This is a genomic window from Humidisolicoccus flavus (assembly GCF_045689595.1).
Taxonomy (GTDB): domain Bacteria; phylum Actinomycetota; class Actinomycetes; order Actinomycetales; family Microbacteriaceae; genus Humidisolicoccus; species Humidisolicoccus flavus.
The window spans coordinates 355,861-373,344 of record NZ_CP142724.1 but is presented as its reverse complement, the minus strand read 5'-3'; the positions used below and the strand labels follow the sequence as shown (position 1 = coordinate 373,344).

The following is a 17,484-nucleotide window of genomic DNA, read 5'->3' as shown; positions in this document are numbered from 1 at the left end:
TACTCCTGAACGGTTTTATGGGGATTCCCAACTTCCAGTCTACGACTTGTGGAGACCGACTTTCTTGCTCATCGGGTGTACCGTCGAAGTGAAGCAACTGTTCGATCTGAGATTTGGAGGAGCCTTGGCCCAGGCCTTTGCAAACCCTCCGACAACTATCGACACCCACTCAGCGCGAGTGACACGCGTGTTCTCCCTTGAAGCACCGATCGATGTTGTATGGCGGGCGCTCACAGAACCAGAACATCAAGCCAGATGGCTCGGCGATATCGCGGCATTCCCTGACGGAGTATCCGTCGGTGCGCAGGGCCGCTTTGCTTGGAGCGGCGAGGTCGTGCTTGCTGCCCGGATCCTGGCCTATGAAGAGCAGCGCGCGTTCGCCTTCGAATGGGCCGAGGGCTTCATGAGCGAGAAGGCGACGCGAGTCTCCTTCCGGCTCCGCCCAGACCACGGCGGCGTCCTGCTGCACTTCGAAGAATCCGGTTTTGCGATCGACGGCGACGAGTCAGCGGTGCGAAACGCGCTTCGAGCGCTCGCTCAAGGCTGGACTGTCGAGCTCGACGAGTTCAACGCCTACGTGCACAAACTCGTGAGCCACCAAAAACAAGCCGCCAGCTGACCCTCACGGCAGCACCCACGTATCGTTCGGCAGCGCTCTGCAACGCTGCGTACGTCTCAGACCGTCTCGAGCCGAACCGCAGTAGCCAAGGGCACCGTTGCTGCAAGAATCGCAGCGGCTTTGTGATGCATCTCGGCAAGTTCTTCTTCGACATTGCTGAGCGCGGTGATCCCGCCTCCAACTCCGATGCTGCTCGCGTTCGCATCGCCTGTGACACTCCGGATGGTCATCCGTAACTCGACATCGCGCCCCGCGATGACGCCGAAACACCCCGAGTACAGGCCGCGCGGGACACCCTCGATTTCGCCGAGGAGTTCGACAGTGCGCTGTTTTGGTGCGCCCGTCATCGACCCTGCGGGAAACATCGAATGCAGCACCTCCGTGAGCCTCGTCTCGGCTCGCATCACGCCGGTGACAGTCGAGACGAGCTGATGGACTGCCGCGTACGATTCGATCGCAAAGAGGCTCGGCACAGAGACTGACCCGGGTTCGGACACGTGCTGAAGGTCGTTCCGACAGAGATCGACGATCATGAGGTTCTCGGCGCGCTCTTTCTCGCTCGCGAGGAGCTCCTCGGCGAGCCGGCGGTCCTCCGCTCCAAGGCCTCGCGGCCGAGTGCCCTTGATCGGTTGCGTCATCAGTTCATTGCCACGGGTCCGTAAGAACAATTCAGGGCTTGCACTGACAATGACAACCCCGTCGATCCGCAAAAAACTCGCCTCGCTCAGCCCAGCTGAAGCGCGAAGTCGCAGGAAGGTCGCGGCGTAGTCGAGCGCAGGACCCTCGAACGCGCTCGTGAGACACATGAGATACGAATCGCCATCACGGATGTGCGCGGTACATGACGCAATTGCAGCGCGATACTCCTCGTCGCCCTCGCGCACCGAGAACGACGCCGCCGCGTTCGCATTGCATCGAGCCGCGTCGGAGCTGTGCATGCCGCCCTCGAGCATCGACGCATCGACGAGCTCGGCCCACGCAGGAAACGCTGCATGCTGTGCTCCGATCTCGACGCTCACGGGCGAGGACGATGCAACGGTCGAGCGCGAATCGGAAGCTGAATGCGAATCGAGCGCCAAAGCTTTGAAGCGGATCCAACGATCGAGTTCAATCCAGGCGGCAGCCGGGGCGTGATCGGCAAACCGACCGCCCTCACTCAAGGCTTCAGGGCGACGGTTCGATTCCGGGCTCGTATGCAGCAGCGCAGTCGTCCCGGCCTCGTAGCTCAGCCATCCAACGATCGGGCCCACGGCTGCGTCGGCGAAGGTTTCGGTCGCGTCGAACGCGTGTGCGCGACCGCTCTTGAGCCGTTTTCTCCCGGTGCCGAGTACGACTTCTCCATCACCGATCGGCACCCAGACCAAATCGTCGACGAGTTCAGAAAGCGCCGAAAATACTCGAAGTGGGTCGAGTGTTCGCTCCTCGCGATGAAAGATTTCGCCCTGGAGCGAATACGCCAAGGAGGATGCCATACGCTCGATAATATGAGTGAAATCGAGCTCCGATGGCATTGGCGCGATGATGGGCTCGTTGATTCGTGGCCAGCTGAGACTGGTGAGATTCTCGTCGCCGAATCGTGGCTCGCGATTGATTCGAAGGTCCTCGCATTCGAACTGCACGTCGACCGTTTTCTCGATTCGGTTGCACGAACCGGAGAAGCTCCATTCCGCGAAACCGCGGAACAAGCGATCCGTGCCCTCGCCGAAATCACTCCCGAGCGCGGCGAGTGGTGGAACCGGATCGATCTCACCTCTGCAGGCTTCCTGTTGCAGACGCGTCCGGCCCCTGAGCGTTTCGCGACGACGGTGCTCGCGACCGCGCCACAAGACCCGCGGACTAGTCCAACCATCAAAGGACCGGATCTGCAGCGTCTCGGCGCCTTGCAGCGACAAGTGCACCCCAACGGTGGCGGTGAGGTTTGCATTCTCGACGACGGCTTCATCGCGGAAGGCGCCTACAGCGGATTGATGTGGTGGCGCGGCGACACACTGTGCGTGCCCTCGGTGCAGATTCCGCACCTGCCCTCAACGACCAGCACCGCGATCCTCGCTCTTGCCGAAATCGCTGGTATTCGAATCGAACGCGAGCGTTCGAAGCCGAGCGACCTCGAGGGCTGCGAGGTCTGGGCGGTGAACGCGCTGCACGGAATTCGCGGGGTCACCCACTGGATCGATGGTCCAGAGCTCGCTCCCCTCACCCGACTCGTCCCGTGGCAAGACCGCCTCGACAAACTGCGAAAGCTTCCCGTATGAACGAAATCATCGACTGGCTCCTCGACGCGGTGCAGTCCGTCGATCCTGTGCTGCGCACCATCATCGCCGGCATCGCGATCGCACTCGAAACCAGTGTGCTCCTCGGCATGATCGTGCCGGGCGACACCGTGGTCATCGTGGCCGCAACCGGTATCGAGGACGTCGGACAATGGGCTTGGCTCGTCGCCACGATCATCGTCGGATCCCTGCTCGGCGAAACGTTCGGATTCTGGATCGGCAGGTTACTCGGGCCGCGAGCGAAGCCTTGGCTCGACAGGCGATTCCCGAAGACTGCGCAGCAATGGGATCGGGCCCAAGCATTCTTGAACCGTCGAGGCGGTATCGCGATCTTCCTTTCGAGGTTCTTGCCGGTCTTGCATTCGCTCGTGCCCATGATCGTTGGAACCACAAAAATCACCTACCGCAGGTTCTTGACCTGGACGATTCCGGCATGCATCATCTGGTCGCTCGCCTACGCGAGCGCAGGCTGGGCAGCTGCAGGCAGCTATCGAGAACTCTCCGAGCGTCTCCACAGCGCGGGCTACTTCTTCGTCGCGGCGATCGCCCTGTTCCTGTTGCTGGTCTGGCTCGTGAAGCGCTGGCTGCACAAGCGCGAAATCGGCCGATTCGGCGACGACCATGAGAGTCCGGCCGGAGCCTCGACCGAGCCGTCTTCGAACTGAGCGACGCTCAGAGCGCGGGTTGAGCTGCCACGACCTCAACACGATCCGCAGTACCGAGCGCATCGAATGATGAGTGCGTGATCGCGACCACCGTGCGGTTCGCACCACGCGCTGCCGCGATGAGATCCCGAAGCAAGGCGTCCGCGTGCTCCGGGTCGACATTCGCCGCCGGCTCATCGAGCACCAGGATCGGGGTCTCGCGAAGCAGTGCGCGCGCGAGCGCGATCCGCCCAGCCTGACCACCGGAAACGAGATCGCCCCGCTCGCCGAGCGGAGTGTCGAGTCCGCGTGCTCGTGCCCAAGCGCCCAGACCGACTCGATCGAGCACTGCGAAGAGTGCCTCGTCGTCGGCGGTGTCACGTGCGAACAAGAGGTTCTGGCGCAATGACTCATTGAAAAGATGCGGTCGCTGTTCGACGAGCGTGACAACCTCACGAAGCGTGTCGGGGTGCACCTCGCGAATTTCCGTGCCGCCAATTGTGATGCTGCCCGCATAGTCCAAGAATCCGACGAGTGCCGCGGCGAGCGTCGATTTTCCGGAGCCACTCGCTCCCGTGATGACCAGAGTTTCGCCAGGACGCGCAGTCGCGTCCACGGGCGCTTGCACCGCAGTTCCGCCCGGCCACGCAACAGTCGCCCCCTGCACTCGAAGGTCGCCTTCAGGACGGACTCTCGAACCCACTTCCTTCGGGATCCCGCTCACTCCTTCTGGGACGAGGTCGGCAAGCCGCGCGTCACTCGTGCGAACCCGCCGGTACGCGAGTGCCGCGTTCGGAATCGCCGCCCACACTTCGAAGATTGCAAGCGGTACCAGTGCGCACAGCGCGAGGAACGAACCGTCGACGAGACCGGCCACGAGCGGAGCCTGGCCGAATGCGAGCACCGCGACCACTGCAACGCCTGCAAGCAGCGTGGCGATTCCACCGACGAGACCAGCCAAACTCGCACGACGCGTCTGCACCGTGCGCAACTGCGCGTCGAGCGCATCGATGTTCCGCTGTGAATTCTCGACCGCTCCGTAAGCGGTCAGAAGCTTCAAACCGCGCATGTGATCGATCAGCGCAGACTGCAGTTGCGCCGCGAGCGGGCCCGCCGCGCGCTCGTTCCTGTCAGCGATCCAGACAGAGACCACCGTTCCCAATACGAAGGCAATCGCGAGTGCGATCACCAATACCGTGCCCGCGACCGGGAGGATCCAGAACACCACCGCGACCGAGATGAGGGCGCTCACGCTCGACACCACGAGCGGCTGCACCACTCGAAGCGGCCAGTCCTGCAGACGATCGACGTCGTCGACAAATCGAGAGAGCAGTTCAGTTGACCGTCGACCGAGGCCGGCGGGTGCGACTGGGCGCAGGCGTTCGAAGAGCGCAAGCCGAACCGTGCCGAGCATCCGGAATGCCGCGCTGTGCGAGGTCAGACGTTCGAGGTACCGGCCCGAAGCTCGTGCGAGGGCAAAGAAACGAACACCCACGATGACCATTTGCAGGTGCAGAATCGGCGGCTGCTTCCACGCTTCTGCGAGCAGCCACGATGCCGCTGCGAGCAGCGCAATGGCACTGAGGGCGGCACCGGTTCCAGCCGCCAGGGCACCGAGCAGGCGCCGCCGCTCAGAGCGGAGCATTGTCGCGAGAAATCCTGACTTCGAGGACCTGCCTGGGCGATCGTGCACGATGTGCGTGCCGTCACTCATCGGCGCACCTCCCGAACCACTTCGACATGAATATCCGCGGCAGCCACAACCGAGTCGCGGTGGCTGACGAGCACCACGATCACTCCTGTGTCGGCAAGTTCCCGCAGACCCTGCAGCAGCACTCCTTCTGTTGCCGCATCGAGCGCCGAGCTCGGTTCATCGGCGATCAAGACCGGTGCACCCGACAAAGCTCTTCTGATCGCTCGGGCAACGACCAAACGCTGCACCTGGCCTCCGGAGAGCGTCAGCCCTCCGCCCTGGGCCGATGCAATGTGCTGATCGAGTGAAACTCCAGTTAACGCCGAGAGAGCAATCGCGCGCGCATCGAGTTCCTCTGCAGGGAGCATCCCCAGACCGAGGTTGTCGCGAACCGATCCCGCGACGATTGCTTCACCCGCGTGCTGCGGTGCCCAAGCGAGGTCTCGAAGCTCGACAGGCTTGTCATTGAGAAGCGCTTGGCCCTGCGACTGTGCAAAGCCGAGCAGTGCGTCGATCAGACTCGACTTGCCGATTCCGCTCTCTCCGGAGATCACCACGATCTCGCCAGCGCGCGCACGAAACGAAACTGTTGGAAGCTGCTCGCCAGAGCGAACTCCCCCGAAATCTCGGAGTTCGAGCGTCGAGGTTCGAGCCGAGAGTGGATCGCCCTGTGGCGCCACTCGGTGCGAACGGCCTGCTCGATCTTCGCCGTGTTCGATGATCGCGAGCACTCGGTCCGCAGCCTCGAGGCCTTCGGTGGATGAGTGGAAGGCCGCACCCACCATACGAATCGGGAGAAACGCCTCGGGCGTGAGGATCAAGACGATGAACGCGATGCCGAGAGGAATCGTGCCGTCGATGAGACGAACGCCGATCGAGACTGCAACGAGTGCGACAGACAATGATGCGGCGAGTTCGAGCACGAGGCTCGAGAGGAATGAGATTCGCAGCACCTGCATGGTGCGCGAACCCTGTTCATTGCTCGACGCGAGAATTCGCGACCCCGCCCGACGATCCCGTCCATAGAGTTTGAGCGTCGGGAGACCCTCCAGGATGTCGAGGAAGCTCCCCTGCAGACGTTCGAGCGCATCCCACTGACGCTTTTGCGCTTCACGAGTCACGAGTCCGATGAGCACCATGAACACTGGGATCAGAGGCAGGCAGATCGCAACCACGAGCCCGGTGAAGAAGTCGAGTTTGAAAAGGACGACAAGGAGCACCGGGGTTGCGATCGCGGTCTGAATGAGCTGTGGCACATAGGTGCCGAAGTACCCGTCGAGTGCATCCAGGCCACGACCGAGCACCGTGGCTGTCGTGACGCTGCTGCTCGACGCGCCCTCTTCTGGATGATCGGCAGGATCGAGACGTTCCAACGCTGCCCGACGAAGCTGCGATTTCACGACGGCAGCGGCCCGTGCGCTGAGCGATTGCAGGACCCACGAACTCAGCGAACGAACCACCACGCACAACAGCAGAAACGAGAGCTCACTGGCGAAATCGACTGGCTCGCCCGCGATCAGGAATCCGAGCAGACGACCCGTGAACACCGCGAAGCCGATGATCGCAGCGGTGTGGACGACGGTGACGAACGCGCCACTGATCAAGAACCAGAGGCTGCTCCGTGCCCAACGAAGGAGCCGCGGGTCAAAGGGCTTCACGACTCTCCTTCGCAGCGGACACTTAGTGCGCGACCTTCTCGAAACTCGATGTCAGCACGCGCTTTCTGAACACCCAGTATGTCCAGCCCTGGTAGGCGAGCACGAGCGGCAGGCAGAAGAGCGCGGCCCATGACATGACCTGCAGCGTGTACGCGCTACTCGATGCGTTGGCGACGGTAAGTCCGATCATGTCGCCGCTCGGGTTCGATGCCGGCATGACGAACGGGCCACCGTCTCGAACGAACAGCGTCATGTAGAGCGCGAGCACGGCGAATGCGATCGTCGCGGCAGTCAGAGCGAACGACCACCCTTCCCGACCTCGAACGTTCATCACCCAAGCACCGATGAGCGTGACCGCAGCAACAGCAGCGAGGGCGAAGATCAGCGGGTGCGGCACCATGAGGCACGTCCAGACGAGGAAGGATGCGCCGAGAACGATCGCGACGACACCGCTCTTGATTGCGAGTGCACGAGCATCACGCTGCAGTTCACCGTCGGTCTTCAACGCGATGAAGACGACACCGTGCACGAAGAACAAGGTGAGGGTCGTGAGACCGCCGAGCAAGGCGTAGGGGTTGAGGAGGTCGAAGAACGTTCCCGTGTAGGTGAATCCCCCGGCCGGGTTGACCGCAAGTGCGACACCCTGTGCGATGTTCGCGAACGCGACACCCCAGAGGAATGCGGGCAAGATACTCCCGACGATGATCATGCGATCGAAGGTTTTCTTCCACGTGCTCTCGGGTCGTTGGTGCCGCCATTCGAAGGAGACCGCTCGCACAATCAAGCCGAGGAGCAGCAGCAAGAGCGCGAGATAAAACCCGCTGAACATCGTCGCGTACCACTCGGGGAACGCTGCGAAGAGCGAAGCCCCGGCAACGATGACCCAGGTTTCATTCAGGTCCCAGACCGGACCGATCGAGTTGATCATCTGACGACGTTTCGCGTCGGTCTTCCCGAGGAATGGCAGTGCCATTCCGACACCGAAATCGAATCCGTCGAGCACGAAGTAGATGACGAACATCACGCCGACGATGAAGAACCACAGGGTTGCGAGATCCATGAGTATTGCTCCTAGTAGACCGTGACGGGAGCCGCAGGCTTGCCGGACTCATCGAGCTCGGGGGCGGGAGCAGGACCAGCCTGCGCCGCCTTCTTCATGATGAAGAACTCGACGACACCGAGCGCTCCGTAGATCAGCGTGAAAGCGATGAGCGAGATCAGTACATCGACGCCACTCACCCCGGGGCTGACACCAGAAGCCGTGGGCAGCAGAGAGAACACCAGCCAGGGCTGACGACCCATCTCGGTGAAGATCCAACCGATCGCAGCACCGAGCAGGGGCAGCGGGAACATCCAGATCGCAACGTTCCAGACCCATTTCTGCTTCGGCATCCGGTTCTTCCGAGTCAGGAAGAGCCCGACCGCCGCGATCATGAACGCGGCAACACCGAGGCCAATCATCCAGCGGAACGACCAGTAGGTGATCCAGATCGTCGGCGTGTAGTCGCCAGGGCCGAACATGTCGACGTACTGTGCCTGGAGATCGTTGATTCCCTCGACGGTTCCGAGCGGATCATGCGTGGAAAGCAGGGCGAGCAGGTACGGAATTCGTACGGAGAAGATCTCCTCGGTGCCGTCCGGAGTTCCGAGGCTAAAGAGCGAGAAGCTCGCCTCCGCGCCACTCGAGGTGTAATAGTGTGCCTCCGCCGCAGCCATCTTCATCGGTTGCGCCTCGACCATCGCGAGACTCACCGCGTCGCCGGAGATGAAGGTGAGCAGCCCACCGACGATCACAGCCCAGAGCCCGAACCGAAGCGCCTTCTGCATTTCGCCGACGAACTGCACTCGCTTGAGGTGCCACGCGGCGACCGTGACGAGCAGCGCGCCCGAGATCATGAGGGCAGAGAACATGGTGTGCGGGAACGAGGCGAGCGCGACCGGATTGGTGAGCACGGCGCCGATGTCAACGAGCTGCGCTCGTTGCAGTTCTTCATTCATTTCGAATCCGACCGGATTCTGCATAAATGCGTTTGCAGCGAGAATAAAGTATGCACTTGCCATTGTGCCAATTGCGGTCATATAGATAGTGCCAAGGTGCAACCGTGGCGAAAGCTTATCCCAGCCGAAAATCCAGAGTCCGATAAATGTCGCCTCAAAGAAGAATGCAATCAAACCTTCAAAAGCGAGCGGTGCACCGAAGATATCTCCGACAAACCTTGAGTAGTCAGACCAGTTCATTCCGAACTGAAACTCCTGCACGATTCCTGTCGCCACACCGAGCGCAAAGTTGATCAGGAAGAGCTTGCCGAAAAAGTGCGTCAGGCGCAGCCACTCAGGGTTTCCAGTCTTCAGCCAGAGCGTCTGAAAAACCGCGACAATCCAGACTGTTCCGAGCGTGATTGGAACAAGAAGAAAGTGATAAACCGTAGTAAGACCAAACTGCCAACGCGAAAGGGTAAGTGGGTCAAGCAGATCTTCAACTGGGAGGTTTGCAATCATCTTTGCCTCTTCTTTTCAGTGACATGTCTATTGTCCGTCCGCCAGCGGCGAACGGGAAGAAGTGAGGGTTGTACCTGCCATCTGGTGGAATACGATTGGAGCATGCCTGCAATTGACCCCGAAATCCTGGTTCGTATCCGCGAGCGAGCGGCCGAGTACGACGCGGAGAATCGGTTTTTCACTGAGGATCTCGAAGAACTTCGTGCCCACGGATACTTGCACAGTGACTCGCTCCTCAACCTGGTGCGTTCGCAACGCGAACTTGCCTCGCATGCACCGGCAACCGCGCTCGGCCTGTCGATGCATCACGTCATCGTCGGCATGGCTCGCGGGCTCGCGAACCGGGGCGACCACTCCCTCGAATGGATCATCGATGATGCCGCACGCGGCGAACTCTTCGCGTTCGGCAACAGTGAAGCCGGCAACGATGCGGTCATGTTCGACTCGGCGACCGTGGCGCAACGCGTCGAGGCAGGCTGGACCTTCACCGGCACGAAGATTTTCACGTCGCTCTCCCCTGCTTGGACCAGGCTCGGTGTCTTCGGAAAAGACGCGTCTGATCCTGACAATCCGCAACTGGTGCACGGCTTCCTACTTCGCGAGACTGCCGGCCATTCGCGCATTGGTGAGTGGCAGCCACTCGGAATGCGTGCGACACAGAGCTTCACGACCAAACTCGATGAGGCGCTCGTGTTCGATCGGCACATCAGCCGAAGGTTGCCAGTGGGACCCACCGCCGACCCCTATATTCACGCGCTCTTTGCAAACTTTTTGCTCCTGATCGCTAGCGTCTCTGCAGGTATCGCAGATCGCGCCCTCGAATTGGGTGTGCACGCTGCACATGCCCGAACCTCTCGTGCTCGTGACGGCGCTGCACTCCAGAGCGACCCGAACGTGCGCTGGACACTCGCCCATGCCGCAATCGAACTCGATTCCCTGAAACCTCAGATCGAACAGCTTGCGAGCGACTTCGATGCGCAGCGGGATCGCGACGATTGGTCTCGTCAGCTCGCAGGTGTGAAAACCCGTGCGGTGGAGATCGCCCGTTCAACGGTCGATGCAGCTCTGCGGGTCTCTGGAGGGGCAAGCTACCTGGGCGATTCAGAACTCTCACGCCTGTATCGCGACAGTCTTGCCGGTCTTTTCCAGCCGAGCGATCCGGAGTCAGCGCATGCTTCGGTTGCCAATGCGCTGCTCGGTCCGATTCCCACGTCGTAGGCGACACCTCGACGTTGCATTCGCATTATTGAAAATCGCGGGAACGACTCTCGACGCTCAGTGAAAGCGTCTCGATTCCATCAGCAAGAATATTGACCACGCCCTCTGGACTGCGCTCTAACATTCCTCGCACCACAACCGCTGGGGACTCTCGCGCAATTTTTCGATAACGCTTCCAGAATCCGACGGTGCAGATCACGTTCACCAAGCCGGTCTCGTCTTCGAGATTCACGAAGGTAATGCCGCTGGCGGTCGCCGGCCTCTGGCGGTGCACCACGACCCCGGCCACTTCGACTCTCCGCTCGTTTTCAGCGGTGGCAAGGGCCCGCACGCTGAGGACGCCGCGTTGCTGCAGCCTCGGCCGAACATGGCGCATCGGGTGATCACCAGGCGAGACGCCGGTCGACCACACGTCAGCGATGAGCGTGTCGAGCTCTCCCATTTCCGAAAACAAGGGCTGCGGGATCGAGACATGCGTTCCGGCAAGTTGGTCGGAACGCTCTCTTGAAGCGGAGGCGGCGCTCCAGAGTGACTGCCGCCGGCTCTCCCCAAAGCTTTCGAATGCTCCGGCCGCCGCAAGGGCCTCCAGTTGCGGCGTGGAAAGGATTACTCGACGCGCGAGATCGGTCATATCGAGATACGGCCCGTTCGCGGTTCGTTCCGCAACGATCTCCTCGGCCTTCTTCGAGCCGATTTTTGCCACCTGCGCGAGCCCGAGACGCACAAGGAACGCACCGTCCCGTCGATGCGCAGCTGTGTCGTCGGGTGCTGAACGATCGAAGGGCGGCATCGGCGGCTGCTCCTCGAGGATGCAATCGGCATGCCCCGTTGGCGCAGAGAATTGTTGCCGCCAATCCTCCGAATGCTCCAAGGTCGCGTCTGACTGCGACCGCTCGATATGGGGGCCGAGCACCGTAACACCATGGCGACGCGCATCTTCGATCAACGTTTGCGGCGAGTAGAACCCCATGGGTTGCGCCCGAAGAATCGATGCCAAGAATGCTGCTGGGTAGTGCAATCGCAACCAGGCACTCGCGTAGACCAGGAACGCAAAGCTGATCGAATGGCTTTCTGCAAAGCCGAAGTTCGCAAAGGCTTGAATCTTCGTATAGATCTGGTCGGCGTCGGCACCGGTTATACCGTTGGTGGCCATTCCGGCGTAGAGCTTTTCGCGCAAGACATCGATCTTCTCTTCTCCACGTTTCGAGCCCATGGCTCTCCGCAGCAGATCAGCGTCAGCGCCTGAACATCCGCCGATCGACATCGCCATTTGCATGAGCTGTTCTTGAAACAGTGGCACACCGAGTGTGCGCTTCAGTACGGGTTCAAGGCTCGGGTGCAGATAACTCACCGGCTCATCGCCCGTTCGGCGTCGAATATACGGATGCACTGCGCCACCCTGAATCGGACCGGGGCGGATCAGCGCCACTTCGATCACCAGGTCGTAGAACGTTCGCGGGAGCAGGCGCGGCAGCGTTCCCATTTGCGCCCTACTCTCGACCTGAAACACTCCGATCGTGTCGGCGCGACACAACTGGTCGTACACGCCCGCTTCTTCTTTCGGCATCGAATGCAGGCTCCAATGCTCGCCGAGGTGCTTCTCCACGAGATCGAAGTTGTACTGCAGCGCCGCGAGCATTCCGAGGCCGAGAAGGTCGAACTTGACCAGGCCCATCCAGGCACAGTCGTCTTTGTCCCACTGCAGGACCGTGCGGCCCTCCATTCGCGCATGCTCAATCGGACAGATCTCGCCGACCGGGCGTTCCGTGAGCACCATGCCGCCGGAATGGATTCCGAGGTGACGCGGGAAACGGAGCACCTGTGTCGCCAGGGCAACCAGGTCGTCAGGAATCTCGTGTTCCTCGCTCTGCACGAGCCCACCCCAGCGCTCCGCCTGCTTTGCCCAAGCATCTTGCTGGCCGGTCGAATAGCCCAGCGCCTTCGCCATGTCCCGAATCGCGCCGCGCGGTCGGTAGGTGATGACGTTCGCAACCTGCGCGGCATGAAACCGACCATATTTTCGATAGACGTACTGGATGACTTCCTCACGACGGTCTGAGTCGAAGTCGACGTCGATATCCGGGGCTTCTTCACGGAGCGCTGAAAGAAACCGCTCGAACGGCAGCCCGTAGCGGATCGAATCGACCGCGGTGATTTCGAGGAGGTAGCAGACCGCGGAATTGGCAGCGCTCCCCCGCCCTTGACACAAAATTCCTTGACTTCGTGCGAATTGCACGAGGTCGTGCACGATCAGAAAATACCCGGGAAAGTTCTTCTCTTCGATGACATCGAGTTCGGCGGTGATCCGGGCTGTCTTCGATGCGTCAATGTTCGGGTAGAGCTTGCGCGCTCCCTCCCAGGTCAACGCCCGAAGCCATGACATCGGCGTATGCCCCTCCGGCACCTCTTGCTTCGGAAGCTGCGGACGCACACTCGAGAGCGAGAACGCCAATCGTTCTGCCAACACGACAGTGTTCGCGACTGCCCCGGGGTACCTCGCGAACCTTACTGCCATCGCTTGTCCGCTTCTCAGATGCGCGGTGCCAGCGGCAGGAAGATACCCATCGAGTTCGTCAAGACTCCTGCGAGCTCGAACTGCCGACAGCGCGGTGTGCACCTGAAAGCCCTCAGGCGTTGCATAGTGCACGTTGCCGCTTGCGATGATCGGAAGCGAGAGCTCGTTCGCGATCGCAGCAAGCACATCATTGTGGTGGCTGTCCTCAGGGTGCCCGAGGTCGATGAGTTCGACGGTGACGCACCCGACTCCGAAGAGCGCAACAAGGTGCTCGATCTCTCGACGAGCGCCACCAGCACCCTCCTCCTGCAGGGCACGACGCACCGCACCTTTTCTGCACCCGGTCAAAATGTGCCAGTGCCCCTCGGCCGCTTCGGCGAGTGCCCGAAGGGAATACTCGGGGCGGCCCTTTTCTGCCTGGTGGGCGAGACCGGCATCGGTGAGCGCTCGCGCCAAGCGGTGGTACCCCTCCGCCCCTTGTGCGAGCACGAGCAGGTGATCACCGCCCGGGTCGGCAACGCCATGCTGTGGACGATCGAGCCCAAGCGAGAGCTCCGCACCGAACACGGTTTTGAGCTCGGGGTACGCCTCGGCGGCCTCTGCCATACGAACCACGCCGTAGAGCCCGTCGTGATCGGTGAGCGCGATCCCCGAGAGCCCGAGGCGAACGGCTTCTTCGACCAGTTGTTCCGGCTGTGAAGCGCCATCGAGAAAACTGAAGCTGGAATGCACGTGCAATTCGGCGTAGGGAACGACCGCGTCTTCGGGAGCATCCAGCGCTCGCGGAACGTAGGGTGCCCGCTTTTGGGACCATGCGGGACTGTCTCCTCCATCAGCACCGAGAGGCACTGATCCTGGACGAGTTTTGTCAGAGAGCGCGCGCTCGAACTCCGACCACGGGATTGGTGGGTTGCTGTATCCCATGCGCGCTCCCCTCCTGAAGAGTTCAAATTCGTTCGTCAGGATTGACGAATCGTTGTCGATCAGCCGTCGTAGAGCGCCTCGACCCACCAGCGGTCTTTTGCGAAGACCAGGAGCCATGCTTGCTCGGTTGCGATGATCTGGACGCGGTATGCACTCCTGGCAGTGCGATCCCACCAGCGCTCCTGCAACGGCCAGGGGCCTGCCCAAGCGACGACGCGCGCTGTTCGAAAATGAGTCCCGCGTTCGCCTTCACCGAGTTCGAGTTCGTTGACAAACTCTCGCGGTGGCACGAACTGCGCTGGAAGTGCCGAAAACACGCCCTGCTCAGTGATCGTGAGTTGTGTGCCGCGTTCATCGAGAAGCGCCGTCGCGGAAGGCGATCGCAGTAACAACGCCGGTGCGACTCCGGGAATCGTTCCCGGCCAGGGGCGATTCGCGCTCTCTGTCACGCGATCCGGCACCCGGTCTCCCCATGGCACGAGCGCTTGGGTTTCTCCGGGCAGTCTGCCGCCGGCCAGTACTGCGGTGAGCACCCCTTCATGACCGACCATGCTCTGCACACGCGAGATTCCGTGTTCGATGCGTCCATCGCTCTCGCTTCCCCACAACCCGGGTTCGTGCTTCGCTGCACCATCGACGGTCTCCGGGGTCACCGTGATCGAGCTGATGGCTGCAGCGAGCGCCGTCTCACCTGTGCCGCCCTGTACTTGCCAGCGAACGCGATCCAGGATGTCGCTCGCGGTGAACCATTTGGGGTGCAGCCAGGTTCGCTCGTGCAGAATTCCTGTCTCGAGTCGGAGGACGACATTGATCGATGTTGCAACGAGTGAGGCCGCTCTCAGTCTTGCGACGATGGCTTCGGATTCTTGACGAAACGCGAACGCGATCTGATCGACCCGGTCGAGTGGCGCTTCAAACTCTGCGCTGCCACCAAGATCTGGCGGTGGCACGCGAGTTTCGAGTGGGCCTGGTTCACGCCCGGAAGCGAGCAGGTGCGCACGGGCACCGCTTTCTCCGAAGCGTTGCACGATCGAATCCTCGGCGAGGCTTGCGAATTGACCGAGCGTTTCGATGCCGAGACGTTGGAGAACCGCGGTAAAGCTTGCGTCTTCAAAAATCGTGATCGGGAGCGGCGCGAGCAATTGCGCGGCGCTTCCTGGTGGCGCAATCACGACATTGTTTGTCGCGGCTGTTTCACTCGGCGCGTATCGCACGATCGCCTCAGCAGCGAAGACGGTGTCGGCAATTCCGACCTTGACCCCGGCAGCACCGGGAAGCTCGCTCTCGGAAATGACTTTCGCGAGCGCAATTGCCGCGCTGCGCTCATCGCCATAGAACCGTGCTGGCCCGCGAGCGCGAAGCACGATGACTCCGGGGCGCAGCACTTGCACGCCAGGAATGACGGCTTCGACTCGAGTGATCACCGCTTCGAATGCACTCTGGTCGAGGTCTGGGTCGTACTGCAGGACCGTGATTTCTGGGCACCGCGATTGTGCCTCGCGAGAGGTGTGCCCGCGCCTAACCCCTGCGGAACGTGCACTCGCTGAGACCGCGAACACTTTGCCGGAATGCAAGAGCGCAAGCGCGACGCCGTCGGGTAGGGCTCGATGAATCGTTGCCGCGTAGACGGGCCAATCTGGGTACCAGAGAAGAAGGACGCGCTCACTCATGATGCCTGCGGAAATTCGAGGAGCTGTGGCATGCGCTCTTCTTCTGAACGCCTGAATTCAGGTTGAGGAGCACTGAATCCAGGCACAGGACCCACCCCTTCGACAGCGTTCAGCGCGAACGCGGGCTTCAGCACAGTTCCAGGTTGAGTGGTCGCCACTGGGCTTGCCGTCAGCGGAGGAGTTGCCGAAACCGGTGGACTTGCCGAAACCGGAGGAGTCGAAGCGGCCGCAAGCGATGCATTCGGGAGCATCAACCGCGCTTGCGTTGCACGGCCATGTTCTCCGCGTGATGAGTGCACGGTGGCATGCCGCGACTGGAGAAAACCGTGTCCTTCTCCAAGCCCTGTCCAGTGCGACTCGGTCACGCGCAGCTGCGTCTCACTATTCGGCCAGGAGCCGAGTGCAATGATGCTCGATCCTCGTTGCCGCAGCCGAGCATGCAGTCGAGCTGCATCGCTTGGAGTGACATTGCCAGACGGTCGCACGAGAACGAGGGTGACGATGTCTGCGAGCGCGGCAGTGACCTGCACCCAGCCTTTGCCAGGGTTTGGTACGAGCACGAGACGTGAGAGGTCGATCCCGTAGCCTGCTGCCGCATGCGCGCCAAAGCCTTCGACGCCAACGACAGCGCACCATGAACCTGCAGCACTCGTCGCTGCGAGCATCGACATGGCAAGCATCATCGACCCTTGGACGCTATAGCTACTCCCTGCTTGCAGGGCCCCGCCGGGGAGCAGTGTTTGCAAGGCCGAAATGGTTGGAAGTGCCTTCGTGTCGAGCGTGACGGACTGCATCTCTTGGATGCGTGATCGCAGCGCAACGATGCGGTCGAGAGAGGTTTTTGCCTCCGTCACCGCGTCACTTCGTAGCGCTTCACCCATGGGTCAATATTCGAACATATGTTCGAATGTGTCAATGTGAGCGAGCAGTTTCCGCCCTTCGGAGTGTCGCCAGAATCTACCCTGGCTTTTTGCCATGCAGTGCACAAAAATGCAGGTATGTGCGGCCGTTTCGTTCTCGAGCAATCCAGTGAAGACCTCCGTGCGCTGTTCGAGATCGACGAGTACGTCACTGAGCTTCCTGTGCCGAACTGGAACATTCCGCCGCAGACGCAGATCGCAGTTGTCATCGAGGCAAAGAACCGCGAGCCTTCGGCAGCACAGTCTTCGGCGACACGATCTTCGGCGACGCATCGCAGGCTCGAGCAGGCAAAGTGGGGACTCGTGCCGTTGTGGGCGAAAGACGAGAAGATCGGTGCTCGCGCGATCAACGCGCGCTCAGAAACCGTGACGAGCAAGCCGATGTTCCGGGAAGCCTTCGCGAAGCGTCGTGCGCTCATCCCTGCAGACGGTTACTACGAGTGGCAGAAGCATGCAGACGGTAAGACACCGTTCTTCATTCACGGCTCGGAGCTGCTTGCGTTCGCCGGACTCTACGAGTGGTGGAGGCGCGCTGACGGCTCCTGGCTACTCAGCACCACGATCCTGACCGATGCAGCACACGGGAAGATGCGTGCGATCCACGACCGGATCCCGCTGATCCTCCCCCGCGAGCACTGGAACGAATGGATCGACCCGAATGCTCCCGGCAACGATGCACTCCTCGAAAACGCGCGCAGCGCAACGGCAGCATTCTCTGACGAACTGCAACTCCATGAGGTCGACCCGGCGGTGGGGAACGTTCGAAACAACTCCCCTCACCTCATCGAACCGTTACGTCCGTAAGTTCCTGCGCCTCGAAACGCTCAAGCGAGATCGGTCGAGGCGCATTCGCA

Annotated in this window: 13 protein-coding genes; 5 read left to right on the top strand and 8 right to left on the bottom strand. The window is 61.2% G+C overall.

What is annotated here, in order from left to right; translation table 11 throughout:
- Nucleotides 1-178 precede the first annotated feature (178 nt).
- Nucleotides 179-619 carry an SRPBCC domain-containing protein gene (locus U2H20_RS01795; protein ID WP_430592810.1) on the top strand — a complete coding sequence of 147 codons (441 nt, stop codon included), beginning with the start codon at nt 179-181 and terminating at the stop codon, nt 617-619.
- 56 nt (nt 620-675) lie between these two features.
- On the opposite strand, the gene U2H20_RS01790 is transcribed toward U2H20_RS01795, so the two are convergent.
- A complete protein-coding gene (locus U2H20_RS01790) occupies nt 676-2,091 on the bottom strand; it encodes an anthranilate synthase component I family protein (RefSeq protein WP_430592809.1) in 1,416 nt (471 codons plus the stop codon).
- Nucleotides 2,092-2,103: 12 nt separating this feature from the next.
- Between U2H20_RS01790 and U2H20_RS01785 the strand changes: the two genes are divergently transcribed.
- The gene (locus U2H20_RS01785) at nt 2,104-2,871 is read left to right on the top strand and encodes an aminotransferase class IV (RefSeq protein WP_430592808.1); all 768 of its coding nucleotides are present in this window, start codon (nt 2,104-2,106) and stop codon (nt 2,869-2,871) included.
- Nucleotides 2,868-3,554, top strand: coding sequence for a DedA family protein (locus U2H20_RS01780; protein WP_430592807.1), 687 nt, complete (start codon nt 2,868-2,870; stop codon nt 3,552-3,554). Before U2H20_RS01785 ends, U2H20_RS01780 begins: the two co-directional genes overlap by 4 nt.
- Before the next feature lie 7 nt (nt 3,555-3,561).
- Here the strand turns inward: U2H20_RS01780 and cydC are convergent, their stop codons facing one another.
- Genes cydC through U2H20_RS01760 form a run of 4 tightly spaced genes read right to left on the bottom strand, consistent with a single transcriptional unit; the run spans nt 3,562 to nt 9,383 of the window.
- Nucleotides 3,562-5,247: a thiol reductant ABC exporter subunit CydC gene (gene cydC, locus U2H20_RS01775; RefSeq protein ID WP_430592806.1), complete on the bottom strand. Its 1,686-nt coding sequence runs from the start codon at nt 5,245-5,247 to the stop codon at nt 3,562-3,564.
- Nucleotides 5,244-6,884, bottom strand: a complete 1,641-nt coding sequence (locus U2H20_RS01770; RefSeq protein WP_430592805.1) for an ABC transporter ATP-binding protein/permease — start codon at nt 6,882-6,884, stop codon at nt 5,244-5,246. The genes cydC and U2H20_RS01770 overlap by 4 nt, the downstream gene beginning before the upstream one ends.
- Nucleotides 6,885-6,906: 22 nt before the next feature.
- Nucleotides 6,907-7,944, bottom strand: coding sequence for a cytochrome d ubiquinol oxidase subunit II (cydB, locus tag U2H20_RS01765; protein WP_430592804.1), 1,038 nt, complete (start codon nt 7,942-7,944; stop codon nt 6,907-6,909).
- Nucleotides 7,945-7,955: 11 nt separating this feature from the next.
- A complete protein-coding gene (locus U2H20_RS01760; RefSeq protein WP_430592803.1) occupies nt 7,956-9,383 on the bottom strand; it encodes a cytochrome ubiquinol oxidase subunit I in 1,428 nt (475 codons plus the stop codon).
- A 102-nt stretch (nt 9,384-9,485) separates the two neighbouring features.
- Between U2H20_RS01760 and U2H20_RS01755 the strand changes: the two genes are divergently transcribed.
- A complete protein-coding gene (locus tag U2H20_RS01755; RefSeq protein WP_430592802.1) occupies nt 9,486-10,601 on the top strand; it encodes an acyl-CoA dehydrogenase family protein in 1,116 nt (371 codons plus the stop codon).
- Between the two features lie 25 nt (nt 10,602-10,626).
- On the opposite strand, the gene U2H20_RS01750 is transcribed toward U2H20_RS01755, so the two are convergent.
- The 3 genes from U2H20_RS01750 to U2H20_RS01740 are packed head-to-tail and all read right to left on the bottom strand — an operon-like array spanning nt 10,627 to nt 16,591.
- Complete coding sequence (locus U2H20_RS01750) at nt 10,627-14,040, bottom strand: error-prone DNA polymerase (RefSeq protein ID WP_430592801.1); 3,414 nt, start codon at nt 14,038-14,040, stop codon at nt 10,627-10,629.
- Between the two features lie 59 nt (nt 14,041-14,099).
- A complete protein-coding gene (locus U2H20_RS01745) occupies nt 14,100-15,710 on the bottom strand; it encodes a DNA polymerase Y family protein (protein ID WP_430592800.1) in 1,611 nt (536 codons plus the stop codon).
- A complete protein-coding gene (locus U2H20_RS01740) occupies nt 15,707-16,591 on the bottom strand; it encodes a hypothetical protein (RefSeq protein ID WP_430592799.1) in 885 nt (294 codons plus the stop codon). Before U2H20_RS01740 ends, U2H20_RS01745 begins: the two co-directional genes overlap by 4 nt.
- Before the next feature lie 117 nt (nt 16,592-16,708).
- Between U2H20_RS01740 and U2H20_RS01735 the strand changes: the two genes are divergently transcribed.
- Entirely contained in the window at nt 16,709-17,434 is a 726-nt protein-coding gene (locus U2H20_RS01735; protein ID WP_430592798.1) for an SOS response-associated peptidase, read from the top strand.
- The last annotated feature ends 50 nt before the right edge of the window (nt 17,435-17,484 follow it).

Excerpts from the sequence above, each read along its gene's own strand:
- U2H20_RS01790 (WP_430592809.1), bottom strand. The coding sequence starts at position 2,091 with ATGGCATCCTCCTTGGCGTATTCGCTCCAGGGCGAAATCTTTCATCGC.
- U2H20_RS01785 (WP_430592808.1), top strand. The coding sequence starts at position 2,104 with ATGAGTGAAATCGAGCTCCGATGGCATTGGCGCGATGATGGGCTCGTT.
- U2H20_RS01780 (WP_430592807.1), top strand. The coding sequence starts at position 2,868 with ATGAACGAAATCATCGACTGGCTCCTCGACGCGGTGCAGTCCGTCGAT.
- cydC (WP_430592806.1), bottom strand. The coding sequence starts at position 5,247 with ATGAGTGACGGCACGCACATCGTGCACGATCGCCCAGGCAGGTCCTCG.
- cydB (WP_430592804.1), bottom strand. The coding sequence starts at position 7,944 with ATGGATCTCGCAACCCTGTGGTTCTTCATCGTCGGCGTGATGTTCGTC.
- U2H20_RS01760 (WP_430592803.1), bottom strand. The coding sequence starts at position 9,383 with ATGATTGCAAACCTCCCAGTTGAAGATCTGCTTGACCCACTTACCCTT.
- U2H20_RS01755 (WP_430592802.1), top strand. The coding sequence starts at position 9,486 with ATGCCTGCAATTGACCCCGAAATCCTGGTTCGTATCCGCGAGCGAGCG.
- U2H20_RS01750 (WP_430592801.1), bottom strand. The coding sequence starts at position 14,040 with ATGGGATACAGCAACCCACCAATCCCGTGGTCGGAGTTCGAGCGCGCG.
- U2H20_RS01745 (WP_430592800.1), bottom strand. The coding sequence starts at position 15,710 with ATGAGTGAGCGCGTCCTTCTTCTCTGGTACCCAGATTGGCCCGTCTAC.
- U2H20_RS01740 (WP_430592799.1), bottom strand. The coding sequence starts at position 16,591 with ATGGGTGAAGCGCTACGAAGTGACGCGGTGACGGAGGCAAAAACCTCT.
- U2H20_RS01735 (WP_430592798.1), top strand. The coding sequence starts at position 16,709 with ATGTGCGGCCGTTTCGTTCTCGAGCAATCCAGTGAAGACCTCCGTGCG.